This window comes from Paraburkholderia atlantica (assembly GCF_000092885.1).
In the GTDB taxonomy this organism is placed as follows: Bacteria; Pseudomonadota; Gammaproteobacteria; order Burkholderiales; family Burkholderiaceae; genus Paraburkholderia; species Paraburkholderia atlantica.
Genome location: NC_014119.1, coordinates 218,029 through 235,440, shown reverse-complemented (window position 1 = coordinate 235,440; position 17,412 = coordinate 218,029). Strand labels below are relative to the sequence as shown.

Genomic DNA, 17,412 nt, shown 5'->3' with positions numbered 1-17,412 from the left:
GTGTTGATGGACGCGCCGCGCAAGCCACTGGAAATATGCTGGCATTGCCGGCATCCGGGAACCCCCGATACCGGCACGGCGCGGCTCCGGTGCAAATCAGAGGAGCCCGGTAGGTTAAGCTCGAGTTTTGACCCGCGCGAGCAGGCTATGTGGATAGACATCGACAGGCTATTCAACGGCCGCCACTTTGACCGCGAAGTTATCATCCTGTGTGTGCGTTGGTATCTGCGTTATAAGCTCAGTTTCCGCGACCTCGTTGAAATAATGGCCGAGCGTGGGCTGTCGCTGGCGCACACGACGATCATGCGCTGGGTCAAACGCTTCACGCCGGAGTTCGTCAAGCGCTGGGATCGGTTCGCGAAATCTGCGGGACGCTCATGGAGAGTTGACGAGACGTACGTGAAAGTCCGTGGCAAGTGGGGCTATCTTTGCCGTGCAGTTGACCGCGCAGGAAAGACGGTCGACTTCCGGCTCAGCGCCAAACGCGATGTCGCGGCGGCAAAGGCTTTCTTCGCGAAAGCGATCAGGGCTCAGGGGTTCGCTCCGAAGACGATCACGCTGGACGGTTACGCTGCGTCTCACCGCGCGGTGCGCGAAATGAAGGCGGACCAGTTTCTCCCTGCGGACACGACGTTGCGATCGTCGAAGTATTTGAACAATTTGATCGAGCAGGATCATCGCAACATCAAGTCCAGGGTCAATGCAATGCTTGGCTTCAAACTTTTCGGGAATGCGGCCGTTACGATATCGGGCGTCGAGTTGATGCATCGCATTCGCAAAGGTCAGTTCAACCTCGCACGGTTGCGCCTCAAAGATACCACTGCGCCTGCTGTTTGGAATGCAGTCCTTTTTGCACGATGATGCAATGTTGAATCCAAGGTTCTTCGCTCGTGCGCGAAATTTGCACCACAACCCACGCGCATGTACGCATCGATGTGCGGCATCGCGGGACTGTTCGATCGCGTTGGCTGCGAAGCGATGGATGCGGCTTTGGAGGTAAAGGCGCGATGATTGGTGTTTTGGGTGTCAGGCGGTTTCTCCGGGAGATTCCTTTAGTTGACATAAGATAAATTATCAATATTTGTGATATCAGGACTTTTTAGTAATGTCTGATCCTGGCTCATTAGAAATGTCCGATTTCTGCCCCTGAGGCGCACGCTGACGATGCGTCGACGAGGGGTGAATCAGTTCGCGGGCTCCAGACGCGCGGCATCGTAAGCCGCGTGTTTGGTCAGCACCGCCCAGGCGATCCGCGCGAGCTTGTTGGCTACCGCACAGGCCACCACATTGGCGTGCCGTCGGGTCAGCATTGACCGGATCCACGCACCGAGCCTGTCCGTGCGCTGCTCTGCACGCTGGATAACCGCACGGGCACCTTGCACGAGCAAGTGGCGTAGATGCTTGTCGCCTCGCTTGCTGATTCCGCACAGAACACTTCGTCCGCCGGTGCTGTGTTGTCGGGCCACCAGTCCGATCGAAGCTGCGAAGTTGCGCGCGCCCTCGAATTGCGCAACGTGTCCGACCTCTGACGCGAGAAGACTGGCTGTAATGGCGCCGATTCCGGGAATCGACAGCACGAACGCATAGGTCTCGCCGACTTTGTCCTGATAGATCAGATCCGACGGCACCAGATCGGTCGGCGCAATACTGCGCGCATCGCTCAACGCCAGCGGCGACGATTCGACCGTCGATCCGATGGGACGCCACAGGTTGACGATCGCCACCCTCCCCTTGAGCAGTTTTCCGCTTCATGCGGCGGCAGGGGATCGCGCACGCGGCGCGGACCCGACACGAAGGTCTGGTCGTTGTGAATGAACTTGACCGGCTCGCGCACGGTGCCGGGACGCGCCGCATGGCCGTCGCGAATCGTGTGATCGGGATGACGGCGCGCTTCGCGCCCGTCCAGCCCCTTAGCAGCGCCTCCGACTCCGGATAGTAAATGCGTTCTATCGCAGCAGGGTCCTTGAAATCGCTGAGCACGCTCGCGTGCTGCCGCAACTCGAAACCGTTGCGGTCCAACGATAAACCACCCGGCGGTGGCGAAACCCGCGCATTGACGATGTTCAGACGCTGCGTCCGATACACGCCACTGCGCTGCGGCACGCCAGCAGGCGGGTCATAAGCGTAGGTAGCGGGCTTTTCCCCCGTCGCGACGAGATGGTTCAAGGCGGCTTCGACGACGGCCGGCTGTTCAATGACGACATCGCTCATTAGTTGCGCTCCTTGCCTGCGAGTGAACGAATTCAGTCCGGCGCTATTTCGCCGATGATCTGACACGAATCGGATGTGACTGTGATGTTGAAGTAGCCGGCGCGCGCATAGCGGGCAATGCGTTCGAGGCGCTCAGGATCGTCCTTCCACGTATGCTCTGGTATAGACGGCACAGGCCGCGCCTGCGCGCGCTGACGCACGAATTCGAACGGATGAAGCACGGCCAGACGGCAAAACGATGCGAGGCTCATCGACATGATGCGCCCTCCTGCTCATGGCAACCTCAGTTGAATCTAGTCGGTGAAGTGGCAATGCACAAACAAAGCATTTGTGCTTTGCTTTGCAACGTTTGGACCTTGTATTGGCGGGCCGTTCGAAGCGCGTGGCGCGTCTGCGCAGCGGCACACCCGCCGACGAAAGCCGACGCGCAGTCTGCTTCCCAAGGCGCGTCGGTGCGTCGGATGCACCGACGCTCTACACGATTTGCACATTCCTTCCGCCACGCCATCAATGTGCAAAACGCATATTTGGGCGTCGCAAGGGTGGCTTTTTGGGCCGCTCACGAATGCCTCTTGAACGAATCAAGCGCACATCGTAGTTCGATCAAAAGCCGTTGAAAACGAATTAATCCGCACAACGATGTCAGCAGATGCAACAGCGTGGGCGGCTCAGAAGCGTGACTTACGACGACATCGGGACACCTCGCCAGCGGGACCAAAGCGGTTGTAAGATTGCTCGGGTGCCAGTTTGCCGGTCGTCCAGGGCCCCTTCGCGATGAAACTGCTTCCAAAGCAACTGAACACCCGCCTGCAACTGCGCAAGCAACTGCGTCGCGCCAGCGGCTTTCAAATCGCTATTGCGCATCGCCTGCGACAGCTTAACGTGGAGGATTGGCGCACAGTCACTGCTGCGCAAAGCTTTTATTTTTCGCCTGAATACCTGCAAATGATCGAAGTGGCCGGTCCGGCCAATCTGGAGCCGCGCTACGCCTTGATCTCGGATGACGACGGACCGCGAGCCGCAGTGTGCATGCAAATCGTCCAGGTAAGCCTCGAGCACTTCGGTGAACCAGGCAAGCGCAAACTCAAAGTGCCGCTCACCGAGCGTATTCTTGTCTGCGGCAACCTGCTCAGTTACGGGCAGCACGGCGTTTGTTTCGCGCCCGGCAGTACTCCTGCGGAACTGTGGCCCGCCGTGGCGGACGCACTGTATCGTACCCGCCGATGCGAAAAGCTGGACGGACAGACCAACCTTATTGTGGTTAAGGACATTCTCGAGGCCGACAAGGAACCCAGCGCCTGCCTCGGCAAACTCAGCTATTCCGCCGTCGAAACCGAACCCAACATGGTGCTGACGCTACCCGAAGGCGTCCATACCCACGCTGACTATCTTGCCAATCTTGCTTCCAAGTACCGCAATGCGGTCAAGTCCCAGATCTACAAACCGTTCGATGCGGCTGGGTTCCGGATGGAACGTCTTGACGACGTGGCGTCGGTTACTGGACATCTGCAAGATCTTTACCTGCAGACCCACACCAATGCCAGGTTGCGGCCATTTATGCTGGATCAGGAATACTGGCCCGCGTTAGCGGCAGCCGCCGGCGCAAGAATCGTTTTCCACGTCGCGGTCAAGGGTAGCCATATTTATGGCTTCGTTGTCACGCTCAAGGACGCGGATACGGCGGTCGTCTGGCACATCGGTTTCGATCGCGAAGCTGCTACCAATGGCGTGCCGCTTTATCTACGCCTTCTGCATGCGTCGCTGACGCAGTCAATCGATTTCGGTTGCCGACGCGTCTCTTTCGGCAGAACGGCGCTCGCACCCAAAGCCCGCATCGGCTGCCGGCCGGAGCCGATGCAGGTTTGGGTGCGCCACCGCCAGCCTCTGCTGAACCGGGCGATCAGCCCTTTGCTGCGACTGATCCAGCATGAAGACGCGCCGGAATACTCTCCGTTCAAAAAAGACAACCAACCGCTCTGAAGCGCTTTGATATCTCCTCGAAGCAATCCATCAGGCCGCGGACCGCGGCCTACGTGACCGTCTGCTGCTGCGCGATCCTGGCATCGCCTCCGGTTCGCGGTCCGCACGCCGAAATTCAATGGTTTGCTGTCGGAGTTTTCACGCGTCAAGATCCATGTCGGTGCTGTTGCAGTTTGTGTGATGTGTTCTTTTGTCTGCCGCGGCACCGCCTATGTGTCTGCCTGAGCCGTCGAAAACACGAACTCGCCTAATGAGCCGTGTCGATAGCCAACGCGTCGAGAGGCTTGCGCTGATAGCCATTCGTCGAGGAACCAGGCGATGACGATTCTGAAAGGTTTGCGCGATCGAGCGATGCTGTCGATGCTGCTGCGGCGCCGCCCGAGAGCACGCCACATTAACTTACCCGCGGAGTTCTATGCAAAACGCTGGGAGCGGTACGGATCCATCAGGTTCACCATCACGCCGTCAAGCAATTCGGTCGTGATGAACTGAGACAGTCCGGCCGCAAGACTGATGCCTGCGTTCGTTGTAATGGAAAGCACGCCAGGCAGGTCTTCAGAACGGCTCACGACGGGCAGTCCATCAGCGGGAATGACGCGACGCGTTTCGGTGACTTTCTCCACAACGGCGTCCTTCAAGCCGGGCAGCACGCGCGCGGCGACACGTACAAGCTCCTCGGGGTCGGGCGTGCCTGGATCGCCAACGGGCGAACCGGAGAAGTGCCTGGCGATGACCACACGACCGTCGATGCGCTGGATCGCGTGAACATGCGCGCCAAGAATGACCGAATCGAAAATCCGTGGCAACGGCGCGAGATGGACGACGCTCCCCGTGCTGTGGATGAGCGGGGCCTTAAGCCCGGTGCCTTCGACGAGTTCCGGGTTCGCGATGCCGCCCGCGAAGATGAGAATGTCGGCCTCGCGCTTGCCACTTCCGCTCTGGATCTCGTAACCGCCCGCCGTCTTCGCGAAGCCTAGATACGCATCGTGTGGCGAGTATTGCGCCCCGTGTCCGACGGCGGCATCGAGCATCCTTGACGTTAGCTGCACCGGGGACATCATCCCTTCGTCGGGCGTGTAGAAAATGTCCGTCTCGGCTCCCGGCTCAAACCCCGGCTCAATCTCGCGTGCCTCGGCCGCGGTGACGCGGTACGTCGGGCTGCCCCAGCGCAGGCGCCGGTCCAGTTCCGCCGCCAGTTCCCGTGCCTCCTCGGTGCCGGGCTCGGCGCTTTGAAAGCAGCCTGACCAGCGAATCGGCAGACCGTCGATTTCGCTTTGCAGGTAACGCCAGCGCAGGTGCGACAGGCGATGCAGATTGAAGTAATGCTGCGCGCCAACTTCGCCAAGCGAGTCCGCATTGCGGAACTTCGTCTGATTCGTTATCCACGCGAATGATCCAGAAGTGGCGCCTCTCGCGACTTCGCTCTTGTCGAGCACGGTGACGCGCGCGCCGCGTTTCGCGAAATCATAAGCGAGTGTGGTGCCGATGATGCCAGCGCCGATGATGATGACTTTAGGTGCCGAATTCATAGAGTGCCTCTTTGCATTGGTGCAAGAAGTGTTGCCAGGGTGAGATTCTTAAGTCCGAGTTGCTGTGGCTGACCGGCGTCAGCGATGGCTACGCCGTCCTTTCCGCTCAGCTGCGAGCCTCTCTTCGCTGCAGAGAGTGTTCGCTGGCGCTCGCTGCCATGCTCGGAGCATTCGCCGCGCCGAGCGACACGTCACGGGTCTCGGGAGCCATGCGAACCGATACGAGCAGGCCAATCAGGCTGATCCCACCCGCGATAAGCAGACCAGTCGCGCTTCCAAAATGGACTAGCACGGTAGGAAGGAGGAACGTTCCTGACGCGGCTCCGATGCGGCTTGCAGACATCGCGAGTCCCATACCGGTTGCACGAAGATCAGTCGGAAAAATCTCGTTCGGGTAGATGAATTGCAGCCCGGAGCCGGCAGCTTCGGCCACCGTGAAGAGAACGAACAAACCGATCGCAACCGTGGCAATGTTCGACATCGGCGTTGCCAGAAGAAAAAGCGCGAGCGTTGCAAGAACGAAAGAGACCAGACAAAGCGTGCGCCGACCGACGCGGTTGACGACGAACATGCCGATCGCAGTTCCGACTATGGCAAATGAAATGATCACGAGCGAGCCAGCGAGTGGCTGAGTGACGCCGAGCGATTTCAATAGCATCGGTTGAAACGTCTTGATTGCGAACGAAGGCGCAATCTGACACATCCAGAAGATCGAGCAAAACACCAGCATGCGCCCATAGCCTCGCGAAAGCACTTCGCGGATTTTGGACAGCCCGAGGCCACGCCCGGAGGTGCTGACTCGGGTTTCAGCAACGAGCGCCTCAAAGTCAACTTGCGGGCCAAGATGCTGTGCCACGATGCCACGAGCGGCGTCTACGCGTCCTGCGGCAATCAACCAGCGCGGCGACTCGGGGATGTTAAGGCGCAGCAGCAGGAAGATTGCCGAAGGAATCGCAGCGCTTGCAAGAATGTAGCACCATACACCGCTTTCGCTGCCGCTAACGATCAAACCCGTTGCGAGGCTTATGGTGTATCCGACCCAGAGCAAAAGCACGAGGCTCGCGAGCACCGGCCCGCGAAGCTTCCGAGGCAGAAATTCAGCTGCCAGCGCGGTCGCTATGGGATAGTCCGCGCCCAGCGCAACCCCCATGACGAAACGAAGGATGAACAACGTCGTCACGTCATGCACGAACAGGTGCGCGAGTGAGCAGATAACGAATACGGCGAGATTAAGCACATACATCTTCTGGCGGCCGAAGCGGTCCGTCATGGGTCCGAAAACCAGGCCGCCGGCGAACATACCGATCAGGCTCGACGCGCCGATCAGACCGATCTGCAGCGCGTTCAGCGCGAGGTCCTTCGCAATGAACGGCAGCGCTACAACGATGATCCCTAGCAGATACCCGTCACAGAATGGTCCCCCTGCCGCCACGAGGGCTATCCTCTTATGAAAGCGGCTCGGAGGTAAATCTTCGATGCCGACGAGTGCCTTGCCCATATGTGCCTCCAAAGGTTACCGAATCAAATGACGGGATTTGTATTTCTATTCAGCTAGGCTAAGGTGGGGGCACAATATCGGTCAATGTCAGATTTTATTCACCAAATATCGAAGGATTCGATATGCTGTTCAGCGAGGAGATCAACACGTTCCTGGCGGTGGTCCGCTCGGGAAGTTTGCTTCAGGCGGCCGAGATCGTATCTACGACGCAATCGACAGTCTCGTATCGGATCCAGTCCCTCGAGCGCCGGTTAGGACATCCGCTGTTGCGGCGTTCGAGGGGCGCGCGGGGCATATCGCTGACGGCGGAAGGTGAGCGTTTTCTCGACATTGCCGAGCGCTGGAAAATGCTCGAAATAGAGGCTGAGCAACTTCAGGCGAACCAGGTGCGGCACCTCGCTGTCGGTTCCGTGGACGCCGTTGCAATCAACGTGCTACCGCCGTTTGTCGCTGCGCTCTCTGATGAGACACCGCCTGTCCGATTACATATGGAAAGCTCGCGCTATTTCCAGCTCGCTAACCGGGTTGTTTCTGGTCACCTTGACGTAGCCTTCACACTGACTCCATCGGAACACGTCGATCTTGTTTCAAGAAAGATCCGAGACTATGCGATGTTTGTGGTCTACGCTGCGTCGGGTTCAGCGCCGTTGCCCGAAGTTCTCGACATGACGGATCTCGATCCATCAAGAGAAATTCATCTGCCGTGGTCGCCTCAGTTCGATCTATGGCGCGCTCGGCGCGGGTTTTCGCGGCACGTAAATTGGGTGGAGAAAGCACACATGCTGGCGCCGATGCTGAGAAACGGAGCGTGGGCCATTGTTCCTGCTTTTTTAACGACGCCATTGGCCAAGGAAACCGGATGCACGATCCATCGGATCGCTTTAAATCCACCCGATCCGCTTTCTCTTTTCATGATTTTGCGCAAACAGAGTGGCGATCCCAATGCACGACTGCAGCAACTCATCGAGATGGCTCTCACAGCCCTCAAATGACGTGACGCGGCAATAGAAGGATAGGCCGGCGAAGATCACCTTTTCACGCTTCGCTTGCGGGTCTTCTTCGGCGTTGAGTCCGGCACTATCCGCGCCATTTTCTCCATCAGCTCGTCGTGCTCATCGCGCAGCACTTCGATGAACGCGGACGCCAGCCGTTCGCGCGGCCGGTGCGGCGGGAACAGCAGATACATCGGGAACATCACCGCCGGCGAGAACGGCCGGATCGCGATGTCCGGCCCGACGAAGTCCAGCGCCACGCCTGGATGTGCGAGCGTCACACCCATGCCGCAGCGCACCAGCTCGCAGCAGATCGCCGTATATTGCGCCTCGATCGCCAGCTTGCGTTCGACGCCCGCCCGCACGAACACCTCGTCCATCTGCGCGCGCGTGCCGTCGCCGTGACACAGCGAGATGAACGACTCGCCCTCGAGATCAGCGGGCCTGATGACAGCCTTTGAAGCAAGCCGGTGCACCGCCGGCATCACGCACACGGCGGCCACTTTGGACAGCATCTCAACTTCGCAATTCGACGCCTCGCTGATGTACACCGCCACGCCCAGATCGCAGAACTGCGACGCCGTCCAGTGATTCACCGTGCCCGACGTATTGACGTGCAGCGACACGGTCACACCGGGATGCAGCGCCTGAAAACGCTTGATCGCATGCGGCACGAGTGTGAGACCCGCTGAAGGCATCGCCGCGATGCGTAGACGCCCACTGCCCAGATTGCGGATCTGCGCAGCGGCGTTCGTGAGCCCCTGCAAGCCGACATACGCGCGCTCCACTTCGCGGAAAAACGCCGTGCCCTCGCTGGTTGGAATCAGCCGCACGCCGCTGCGCTGGAACAGCAGCAAGCCGGTCTCACGCTCCAACTGCGAGATCAGACGGCTCACATTCGGTTGCGACGTGAAAAGCGCTTTGGCCGCCGCCGTCATCGACCCGGCTACCATCACCGCCCGAAATGCCTCGACATGTTTCAGGTTCATCGGCTTCAACCCATATCAACGATGTATAGATTGCTATTTTATTCGTATTGGACTACATGCCCATCCCGGCACAGACTGTGATGCATGGACACGCCACCAGAGCGTCCATTCCCACACTGACTGGAGATCGCCGTCATGCAAGAATCGCCGCGCCGCCGTTGCCGTTCTACGCTCCGCGCCCTCGTCTCCGCACTGTCCGTCGTCTGTCTGACCGCTCCCTTCCACGTCCACGCCGAAACCACGCTGTATGTCGCGAACGTCGGCGGCTCGAACGAGCAGTTGTACCGGCAGAAAGTCATTCCGCCGTTCGAAAAAGCGCATGACGTGAAGATCGTCTATGTGGCGGGCAATTCAAGCGACACGCTCGCGAAGCTTCAGGCGCAGAAAGGCCATCAACAGATCAACGTTGCGGTGATGGACGACGGCCCCATGTATCAGGCGATGCAGCTCGGCCTGTGCGCGAAGGTCGAGGATGCGCCCGTGATGAAAGACCTCTACCCGCTCGCGCGGCTGGGCCCGACGGCCGTCGGCGTCGGCATGGTCGCGACGGGCATCGGCTACAACGAAGAGGCGTTCAGAAAGCTCGGCCTGCCCGCGCCCGATTCATGGCAGGCGCTCACCGACAAGCGCCTGAAGGGCAAGCTCGGCGTGCCGCCCATGACGAACACGTATGGACTGCACACGCTCGTCATGCTCGCGCGTCTGAACGGCGGCGGCGAAAAGAACATCGATCCGGGCTTCAACGCGATGACGAAACAGGTCGCACCCAACGTGCTGTCGTGGGCGCCGACGCCGGGCGAAATGGACGGCTTGATGCAATCCGGCGACGTCATCATGGCGCCGTACGGCAGCGGCCGCGCCGTCGCGTTGCAAAACACGGGCTTTCCGCTCAAATTCGTGTATCCGAAGGAGGGAGGCGTCGCGCTACAGGTAGCGGCCTGCGCGCTCGCCGAGAACGCACAGCCCAAGCTCTCGCAGGAGTTCATCCAGTATCTGCTGAGCCCGGAAGTGCAGGCGATGCAGGCGCAGGCAATCGGGCTCGGCCCCGTCAACAAGACCGTTAAGCTGACGCCCGAGTTCGCGGCGCGCGTGCCGTATGGTCCGGAACAGGTGCGCAAGTTGACTGCAATGGACTGGGCCACGATCAACCAGCATCGCACGGAATGGACGGAGCGCTGGAACCGCTCGGTCGAACGCTGAGCGCCGCAACCGCAGCATAGCCGCTTCACAGTTCCCACGTCCCGACTCCGAACCGGACCGACGCCATGACCTTTCTCACCCTGCAGGGCATCTCGAAGCGCTACGGCCATTTCACTGCCGTCGAGCAGCTCGATCTGTCCGTCGAACGCGGCGAGTTCCTGTCGCTGCTCGGGCCGTCCGGGTGTGGCAAGACGACCACGCTGCAGATGATCGCCGGCTTCGTCACGCCGAGCGCAGGCCGTATTACGCTCGGCGGACGCGACATCACGCACGAGCGCCCCGAAAAGCGCGGCATGGGCGTCGTGTTTCAGAGCTATGCGCTGTTTCCGCATATGACGGTGGCGTGCAACGTGGGCTTCGGTCTGGAAATGCGCAACATGAAGCGCGACGAACGCGCGGTGCGCATCACCGAAGCGCTCGATCTGGTGCGGCTCAACGGGCTCGACGCGCGTTATCCGAAGGAACTGTCGGGCGGACAGCGTCAGCGCGTCGCGATTGCGCGGGCGCTGGCGATGCGCCCCAACCTGCTGCTGCTCGACGAACCGATGTCGAATCTCGACGCGAAGCTGCGCGAGGAGATGCACATCGAACTGCGCGCGATTCAGAAGCGACTCGGCATCACGACCATCCTGGTCACACACGACCAGGTCGAAGCGATGACGATGAGCGACCGTATCGCGGTGTTGCACAAGGGACGCATTGCGCAACTGAGCACGCCGTTCGATGCCTATGAACGTCCCGCTACGCCGTTTGCATCGACCTTTCTGGGGCGCACCAACACGCTGCCTGGCGAAGTGCGGGAGCGTAATCCGCGCTGCGCCGTCGTGGATGTGGCGGGCACGACGCTGCACGTGCCGCACGAAGGGCGCGATGTCGAAGGCGCAGTGCACGTCTACATTCGGCCGGAGAAAGTACGCCTTGCGAATGGCGACGCGCGCATGCACGGACGTATTGCGAACCGCGTGTTCATCGGTAACCAGTGGCTGCTCGAAGTCGATACGGCGCTCGGCAAACTCCATATCGCGCAGCCGAACTTCGGCGCGCCGCCGCCCGACGAAGGCCATGAAGTCGGACTCTCGTTCACCGACGACGATCTGCGCGTGCTGACCCGGGAGCGTGCTCATGGCAACGCTTGACGAGTCACGCGCGGGCGCGGCGCCCTGGCTGCTCTCTTCGCCGGCACTGCTGCTGTTCGGCGCGCTGCTGCTCGTGCCGCTCGTGCTGACACTGCTGCTGTCGTTTCGCGTGTTCAGCGATGTGGCCGGTGTGCAGGCCGCGTACACGCTGAAAAATTACGTCGAAGTGCTGAGCGATCCGTACTACGGCGAAATCTTTTTGCGCACCGTGGGTCTCGCGCTCGCCGTGACGCTGCTGAGCGTACTGCTCGGCGTGCCGGAAACCATCGTGCTCGCGCGCATGAAGCGGCCCTGGCAGTCGCTATGTCTGCTGATCGTACTCGGCCCGCTGCTGATTTCCGTCGTGGTGCGCACGCTCGGCTGGCAGATTCTGCTTGGCAATAACGGCGTGCTAAATAACGCACTGCAAGCCTTTCACATTACGTCCGAGCCGATCCGTCTCGTGTTCACGATGACGGGCATGATCATCGCGCTCACGCATGTGCTGGTGCCGTTCATGGTGATATCGGTGTGGGCGACGCTGCAAAAGCTCGATCCGCACGTCGAATGGGCGGGGATGTCGATGGGCGGTTCGCCACTGCGCGTGTTCCGCCGCGTGGTGCTTCCGCAGATCATGCCCGGTGTGCTGTCGGGTTCAATCATCGTATTCGCGCTGTCCGCCTCGGCTTTCGCGACGCCGGCGCTAATCGGCGGGCGCCGTCTGAAAGTGGTGGCCACCGCCGCCTACGACGAATTCCTCGGTACGCTGAACTGGCCGCTCGGCGCGAGCATCGCCGTGTTGCTGCTGATTGCGAACGTCGCGATCGTGATGGGTTGCAGCCGTCTCGCCGAGCGTCGTTTCAAGCATATTTTTGAGTGACGCCATGAAACAGAACGGATTGTGGGGCCTGCTGTTCAACGCGCTGTTCCTCACTTTCATCCTCGCACCGCTCGTCGCCGTGATGCTGGTCGCGTTCACCGACAAGGGCTTCATCTCGATGCCCTTCGACGGCGCGTCGCTGCGCTGGTTTCGCGCGATCCTGGAGAACGACGACATCGTGTCGGCATTTTGGCTTTCCGTGCGGCTCGCGTTCGTGGCGGCGACCATCGGCGTGGCGCTCGCGGTGCCCGCCGCGCTCGCTATTGCGCGCTATCGCTTCGCGGGCCGTGGCGCGCTGATGAGCTTCTTCCTGTCGCCGATGATGATTCCCGCCGTCGTGCTCGGCATCGCGTTCCTGCGCTTTCTGTCACTGCTGCATCTGAGCGGCTCGTTCTGGGCGCTGGCGGCAACGCACGTGATCGTCGTGCTGCCGTATGGGCTGCGCCTCGCGCTGTCGTCGGCCGTCGGGCTCGATCGCGATGCCGAACGCGCGGCGCTGTCGTGCGGTGCGAGCCGCTTCACCGCGTTTCGCCGCGTCGTGCTGCCGATGATCCGCACGGGCGTCGCCGGCGGATGGGTGCTGTCGTTCATCCAGAGTTTCGACGAGCTGACGATGACCATATTCGTCGCGACCCCCGGCACGACCACGCTGCCCGTCGCCATGTACAACCAGATCGCGCAGACCATCGATCCGCTCGTCGCTTCCGTGTCGGCGGTGCTGATCGTCGGCACGGTTCTGCTGATGGTGCTGCTCGACCGCATGGTCGGACTGGACCGCATCCTCATTGGAGAAGCTCGATGATTCGTCACGCTTCCGACAACCCCGACGTGCTCGTGCTGGGCGGCGGACTGGTCGGTTCCGCCGTTGCCTGGGGCCTTGCGCGCGAAGGCGCGAACGTCACCGTGCTCGACCAGGACGACGGCGCGTTCCGCGCGTCGCGCGGCAACTTCGGGCTGGTCTGGATTCAGGGCAAGGGCTATGGCTTGTCGCCGTATGCACGCTGGTCGCGCAGCTCGGCTTCGCGCTGGCCGTCGCTCGCTGCGGCGTTGCTCGACGAAACCGGTATCGACGTCGCGCTGCGCCAGCCCGGCGGCTTCCACTTCTTTTTCTCCGAAGACGAAATCGCAGAACGCGCGAAGCGTCTCGGCGCCCTGCAGCGTGAACTGGGCGACTACCCGTATCAGTTGCTCGATGCGCGCGAAGTGCGAGAGCGTATCCCCGAAATCGGCCCGGACGTGATCGGCGCGAGCTACACGCCGATGGACGGCCACGTCAATCCGCTCAAGCTGCTGCGCGCGCTCCACGCGGGCATGCAGCGGCACGGCGTGAAGCTCGTCAACAACGAGGAAGCGCTGCGCATCACACCCGAACACGGCGGCTTCACGGTACAAGGCAAACGCGGCACCTACCGCGCGGCGCGCGTCGTGCTCGCGGCGGGCCTCGGCAATCGCGCGCTCGCGCCGCACGTCGGACTGCGTGCGCCCGTCGCACCGAATCGCGGACAGGTGCTGATCAGCGAACGCGTCGCGCCGTTCCTGCGTTACCCGACCCTCAACGTGCGCCAAACCGACGAAGGCACGCTGCAATTCGGCGATTCGATGGAAGAAGTCGGTTTCGACGACTTCACGACGACGCCCGTGCTGTCCGATATTGCGCGGCGCGGCGTGCGCGCCTTTCCGCTGCTGAAGAACGTGCGGCTGGTGCGCACGTGGGCCGCGTTGCGCGTCTACAGCCCCGATGGTTTTCCGATCTACGACGAATCCGCACGCCATCCCGGCGCGTTCGCCGTCACCTGCCACAGCGGCGTGACGCTGGCCGCCGCGCACGCGCTGCGCATCGCGCCGTGGATCGCGGGCGGCGCGATGCCCGATGAAATCCCCGCGCTGTCCGGCACGCGCTTTCTCGAATCCCCTGCACTCACCCCCGCTCACTGATTCCGACATGACCCCCACACCGCTCTTCAAGGCCTTGCCCGGCGCCGATGCGCCGGTCGACATCTGGTTCAACGATCAGCCGCTGCGCGTGCCGGGCGGCCGGTCGGTAGCGGCGGCGCTGCTCGCTGCCGGCATCGCGCGGTTCCGTGCGACACCCGTCTCGGGCGCGCCGCGCGCGCCGTATTGCATGATGGGCGCGTGCTTCGAGTGTCTCGTCGAGATCGACGGCGTGCCGAGCCGGCAAAGCTGCATGGTGACCGTGCGCGCCGGTATGCGCATCCGCTCGCAGGAGGGCGCGCGCGATCTGCCGCCCGTCGATGTTTCACTGGAGGACGCTCATGCCCGCTGATCACGCTGTCGAAACCGTGTCGAGTTTCCCTTCGGAAGCCGTCGATGTCGTCGTGGTCGGCGCCGGTCCGGCCGGCATGAGCGCGGCGACGCGCGCCGCGAGCGCTGGCCTGTCAGTGGTGCTGCTGGACGAACAGGACGCCGTCGGCGGGCAGATCTATCGGGCGATCGGCCGCGCCGATGCGCGCCGCAAGGAGATTCTCGGCCCAGATTACGCAGCGGGCGCATCGCTCGCCGACGCCTTCTCGCGCTCTGGCGCACGGCATGTCGCGCATGCGTCCGTGTGGCAGGTGACGCGCGAACATGCCGTGCACTATCTGAGGGACGGCAAGGTCGGCAGCTTCGACGCACGCCGCGTGATTCTGGCCACGGGCGCGCTGGAAAGGCCGTTCCCGATTCCCGGCTGGACGCTGCCCGGCGTACTGACGGCGGGCGCCGCGCAGATCCTGCTGAAAAGCGCGGGCGAGGTGCCCGCCGAGCCGCCCGTGCTGGCGGGCTGCGGTCCGCTGCTCTATCTGCTCGGCTGGCAGTACGTGCGTGCCGGCGTGCCGATCCGCGCACTCGTCGACACGACTCGTCACGAAGACCGCTGGCGCGCGAAGAAACATCTGCTGTCGGCGTTGCGCGCGTGGCCGTTCCTGAGCAAGGGCCTGCAACTGATCCGCACGCTGCGCGCCGCGGGCGTGCCCATCTACGAAGCCGCCGACGATCTGCGCGTCGAGTCGAAGCAGGACGCGCAAGGCGTCGAGCGCGCCGCCGCGCTGAGTTTCAGCACGCAAGGCCGTGCGCAGCGGATCGACGCGAACGTGATCCTCCTGCATCAGGGCGTCGTGCCGAATACGCAGTTCACGCTGTCGTTGCGCGCGCACCACCATTGGGACGCCGCGCAGCTATGCTTCGCACCGACCACCGACGCATGGGGCGAACTCGACGTGCCGGGCATCTTCGTCGCGGGCGACGGCGGCGGTATCGGCGGTGCGCTGGCGGCGGCCGAACAGGGCGCGCTCGCCGCGCTACGGGTCGCCAGTCAACTCGGTGCCATCGATGCGGCTGCCTGCGAGCGCGAAGCCGAGCCGCACCGCCGCGCGCTGGAGAGCGTGATGCGCATCCGTCCGTTTCTGGACAGCCTGTACCGCCCGCGCGACGCGAACCGCATTCCGCGCGACGACGTGGTCGTGTGCCGCTGCGAGGAAGTGACGGCGGGCGACGTGCGCGGTTTCGTCGAACTCGGCTGCCTCGGCCCGAACCAGGCGAAATCGTTCGGACGCTGCGGGATGGGCCCGTGTCAGGGTCGCATGTGCGGCCTGACCGTCACCGAAATCATCGCCGACGCGCGCAAGGTGCCGCCGGGCGAAGTCGGCTATTACCGCATCCGTCCGCCCATCAAGCCGCTGACGCTCGGAGAACTCGCCGGTGAATGACGCTACCCGCTCCTCTTCCGGCGCCGTGCGCGAGGCCGACGTGCTGGTGATCGGCGGCGGGCTGCACGGCTCGAGCAGCGCGTTCCATCTGGCCGCGCGCGGCGCGAACGTGATCGTGCTCGAAGCCGACTACGTCGGGCGGCACTCGTCAGGCGTCAATGCGGGGGGCGTGCGCACGCTCGGCCGCCCGCTGCCCGAGATTCCGCTCGCGTTGATGTCGCGCAAAATCTGGCACAGCCTGCGCGAAACGATCGGCGACGACGGCGGCTTCGTGCCGTCCGGCCAGTTGAAGATCGCGGAGACGGAAGCCGAACTCGACGAATGCCGCGCCCGCGTCGCGCAACTCGAAGCGCACGGCTTCACGCACGAAAAGCTGATCGACCGCGCGAGCGTGCTCGAACTTGAGCCGTCGCTCGCGCGGCACGTGACGGGCGGCATCTGGGTCGAGCGCGACGGCTATGCGCTGCCGTTCAAGACCACCACCGCCTTCCGACTCGCCGCGCAGCGGCATGGTGCGGCGTTTTTCGAAGGAACGCCGGTCACGCGCATCGAACAACGCGGCACGCGCTGGTTCGCGCAGACGCCGCGCGGCGAGTTCAGCGCGGACAAACTCGTCGTCACGGCGGGCGCGTGGGCGGGACAACTGGCCGAACAGGTGGGTGAACGCGTGCCCGTGCACCCCGAAGGGCTGATGCTGATGGTCACGCATCGCGTCGCGCCGTTCTGCCGCGCGACGCTGGGTGCAACCGGGCGTCCGTTGTCGTTCAAGCAGTTCGACAATGGCACCGTCGTGATCGGCGGCAGGCTGATCGGTATCGCCGATCTGCATGGCCGGCATGGCGAAGTCGATTTCGCGCGGCTCGTGCGTAGCGCCAATACCGTCGTCGATCTCTTCCCGCATTTGCGGCATCTCGGCGTGAACCGCGCGTGGGCCGGCGTCGAAGCATTCACCGACGATGCGCTGCCCGTGCTCTCACCTAGCCGCCGCGCGTCGAATCTCGTCTATTCGTTCGGCTATTGCGGCAGCGGTTTCCAGCTTGGACCGGCCTGCGGGCGGCTCGTATCCGAACTCGTGCTCGACGGCAAGGCTTCGCTGCCGCTCGACGACTTCGCGATCGACCGCTTTACGCGCCAGTCCGTGCCGCAGCCGACGGCCAGCACCGCCGCGTACTGATCGCACCCGCGCGCCGCCCGGTGCGCTTTCCTGTACTCCAACCAAGGAGAGCCGGGCGAAAAATCGACCGCCATAAGCCCATTCCGTCACGTCGACGACGCGCGCGTGTTGAATCAACTTGCGCACTGGGTACCCGAACC

General features: G+C 62.5%; 15 protein-coding genes and 1 pseudogene. 11 read left to right on the top strand and 5 right to left on the bottom strand.

Annotated elements, in window-relative coordinates; genetic code table 11:
• Positions 1–147 precede the first annotated feature (147 nt).
• Positions 148–861, top strand: coding sequence for an IS6 family transposase (locus BC1002_RS28650; RefSeq protein WP_013093476.1), 714 nt, complete (start codon positions 148–150; stop codon positions 859–861).
• A gap of 323 nt (positions 862–1,184) precedes the next feature.
• Here BC1002_RS28650 and BC1002_RS38540 read toward each other — a convergent pair.
• Both BC1002_RS38540 and BC1002_RS28635 read right to left on the bottom strand, forming a co-directional pair.
• Positions 1,185–1,613 (bottom strand): annotated as a pseudogene (locus BC1002_RS38540) (transposase); the annotation flags it as partial.
• 630 nt (positions 1,614–2,243) lie between these two features.
• Positions 2,244–2,468 (bottom strand): hypothetical protein, encoded by a 225-nt coding sequence (locus tag BC1002_RS28635; protein ID WP_013093474.1) that lies wholly within the window; start codon positions 2,466–2,468, stop codon positions 2,244–2,246.
• Positions 2,469–2,985: 517 nt separating this feature from the next.
• On the opposite strand from BC1002_RS28635, the gene BC1002_RS28630 reads away from it, so the two are divergent.
• The gene (locus BC1002_RS28630; protein WP_013093473.1) at positions 2,986–4,191 is read left to right on the top strand and encodes a GNAT family N-acetyltransferase; all 1,206 of its coding nucleotides are present in this window, start codon (positions 2,986–2,988) and stop codon (positions 4,189–4,191) included.
• A gap of 413 nt (positions 4,192–4,604) precedes the next feature.
• Here BC1002_RS28630 and BC1002_RS28625 read toward each other — a convergent pair whose 3' ends face one another.
• Positions 4,605–5,720 (bottom strand): NAD(P)/FAD-dependent oxidoreductase, encoded by a 1,116-nt coding sequence (locus BC1002_RS28625; protein ID WP_013093472.1) that lies wholly within the window; start codon positions 5,718–5,720, stop codon positions 4,605–4,607.
• Between the two features lie 106 nt (positions 5,721–5,826).
• Positions 5,827–7,218, bottom strand: coding sequence for an MFS transporter (locus BC1002_RS28620; RefSeq protein ID WP_013093471.1), 1,392 nt, complete (start codon positions 7,216–7,218; stop codon positions 5,827–5,829).
• 122 nt (positions 7,219–7,340) lie between these two features.
• On the opposite strand from BC1002_RS28620, the gene BC1002_RS28615 reads away from it, so the two are divergent.
• Positions 7,341–8,210 (top strand): LysR family transcriptional regulator, encoded by an 870-nt coding sequence (locus BC1002_RS28615; protein WP_013093470.1) that lies wholly within the window; start codon positions 7,341–7,343, stop codon positions 8,208–8,210.
• A gap of 35 nt (positions 8,211–8,245) precedes the next feature.
• Here the strand turns inward: BC1002_RS28615 and BC1002_RS28610 are convergent, their stop codons facing one another.
• On the bottom strand, positions 8,246–9,199 hold the full coding sequence (locus tag BC1002_RS28610; RefSeq protein ID WP_013093469.1) for a LysR substrate-binding domain-containing protein: 954 nt from the start codon (positions 9,197–9,199) through the stop codon (positions 8,246–8,248).
• 135 nt (positions 9,200–9,334) lie between these two features.
• Between BC1002_RS28610 and BC1002_RS28605 the strand changes: the two genes are divergently transcribed.
• The 8 genes from BC1002_RS28605 to BC1002_RS28570 all read left to right on the top strand — a co-directional run bounded on the left by BC1002_RS28605 (position 9,335) and on the right by BC1002_RS28570 (position 17,272).
• Positions 9,335–10,399: an ABC transporter substrate-binding protein gene (locus BC1002_RS28605; RefSeq protein ID WP_013093468.1), complete on the top strand. Its 1,065-nt coding sequence runs from the start codon at positions 9,335–9,337 to the stop codon at positions 10,397–10,399.
• Positions 10,400–10,464: 65 nt separating this feature from the next.
• A complete protein-coding gene (locus tag BC1002_RS28600) occupies positions 10,465–11,535 on the top strand; it encodes an ABC transporter ATP-binding protein (protein ID WP_013093467.1) in 1,071 nt (356 codons plus the stop codon).
• A complete protein-coding gene (locus tag BC1002_RS28595) occupies positions 11,522–12,394 on the top strand; it encodes an ABC transporter permease (protein ID WP_013093466.1) in 873 nt (290 codons plus the stop codon). The genes BC1002_RS28600 and BC1002_RS28595 overlap by 14 nt, the downstream gene beginning before the upstream one ends.
• A 4-nt stretch (positions 12,395–12,398) precedes the next feature.
• Positions 12,399–13,196 carry an ABC transporter permease gene (locus BC1002_RS28590; RefSeq protein WP_013093465.1) on the top strand — a complete coding sequence of 266 codons (798 nt, stop codon included), beginning with the start codon at positions 12,399–12,401 and terminating at the stop codon, positions 13,194–13,196.
• Positions 13,193–14,329 (top strand): NAD(P)/FAD-dependent oxidoreductase, encoded by a 1,137-nt coding sequence (locus tag BC1002_RS28585; protein ID WP_013093464.1) that lies wholly within the window; start codon positions 13,193–13,195, stop codon positions 14,327–14,329. The genes BC1002_RS28590 and BC1002_RS28585 overlap by 4 nt, the downstream gene beginning before the upstream one ends.
• A 7-nt stretch (positions 14,330–14,336) precedes the next feature.
• Positions 14,337–14,678: a (2Fe-2S)-binding protein gene (locus BC1002_RS28580; protein ID WP_013093463.1), complete on the top strand. Its 342-nt coding sequence runs from the start codon at positions 14,337–14,339 to the stop codon at positions 14,676–14,678.
• Positions 14,668–16,098 carry an FAD/NAD(P)-dependent oxidoreductase gene (locus tag BC1002_RS28575; RefSeq protein WP_013093462.1) on the top strand — a complete coding sequence of 477 codons (1,431 nt, stop codon included), beginning with the start codon at positions 14,668–14,670 and terminating at the stop codon, positions 16,096–16,098. The genes BC1002_RS28580 and BC1002_RS28575 overlap by 11 nt, the downstream gene beginning before the upstream one ends.
• On the top strand, positions 16,091–17,272 hold the full coding sequence (locus BC1002_RS28570; RefSeq protein WP_013093461.1) for an NAD(P)/FAD-dependent oxidoreductase: 1,182 nt from the start codon (positions 16,091–16,093) through the stop codon (positions 17,270–17,272). The genes BC1002_RS28575 and BC1002_RS28570 overlap by 8 nt, the downstream gene beginning before the upstream one ends.
• Positions 17,273–17,412 lie beyond the last annotated feature (140 nt).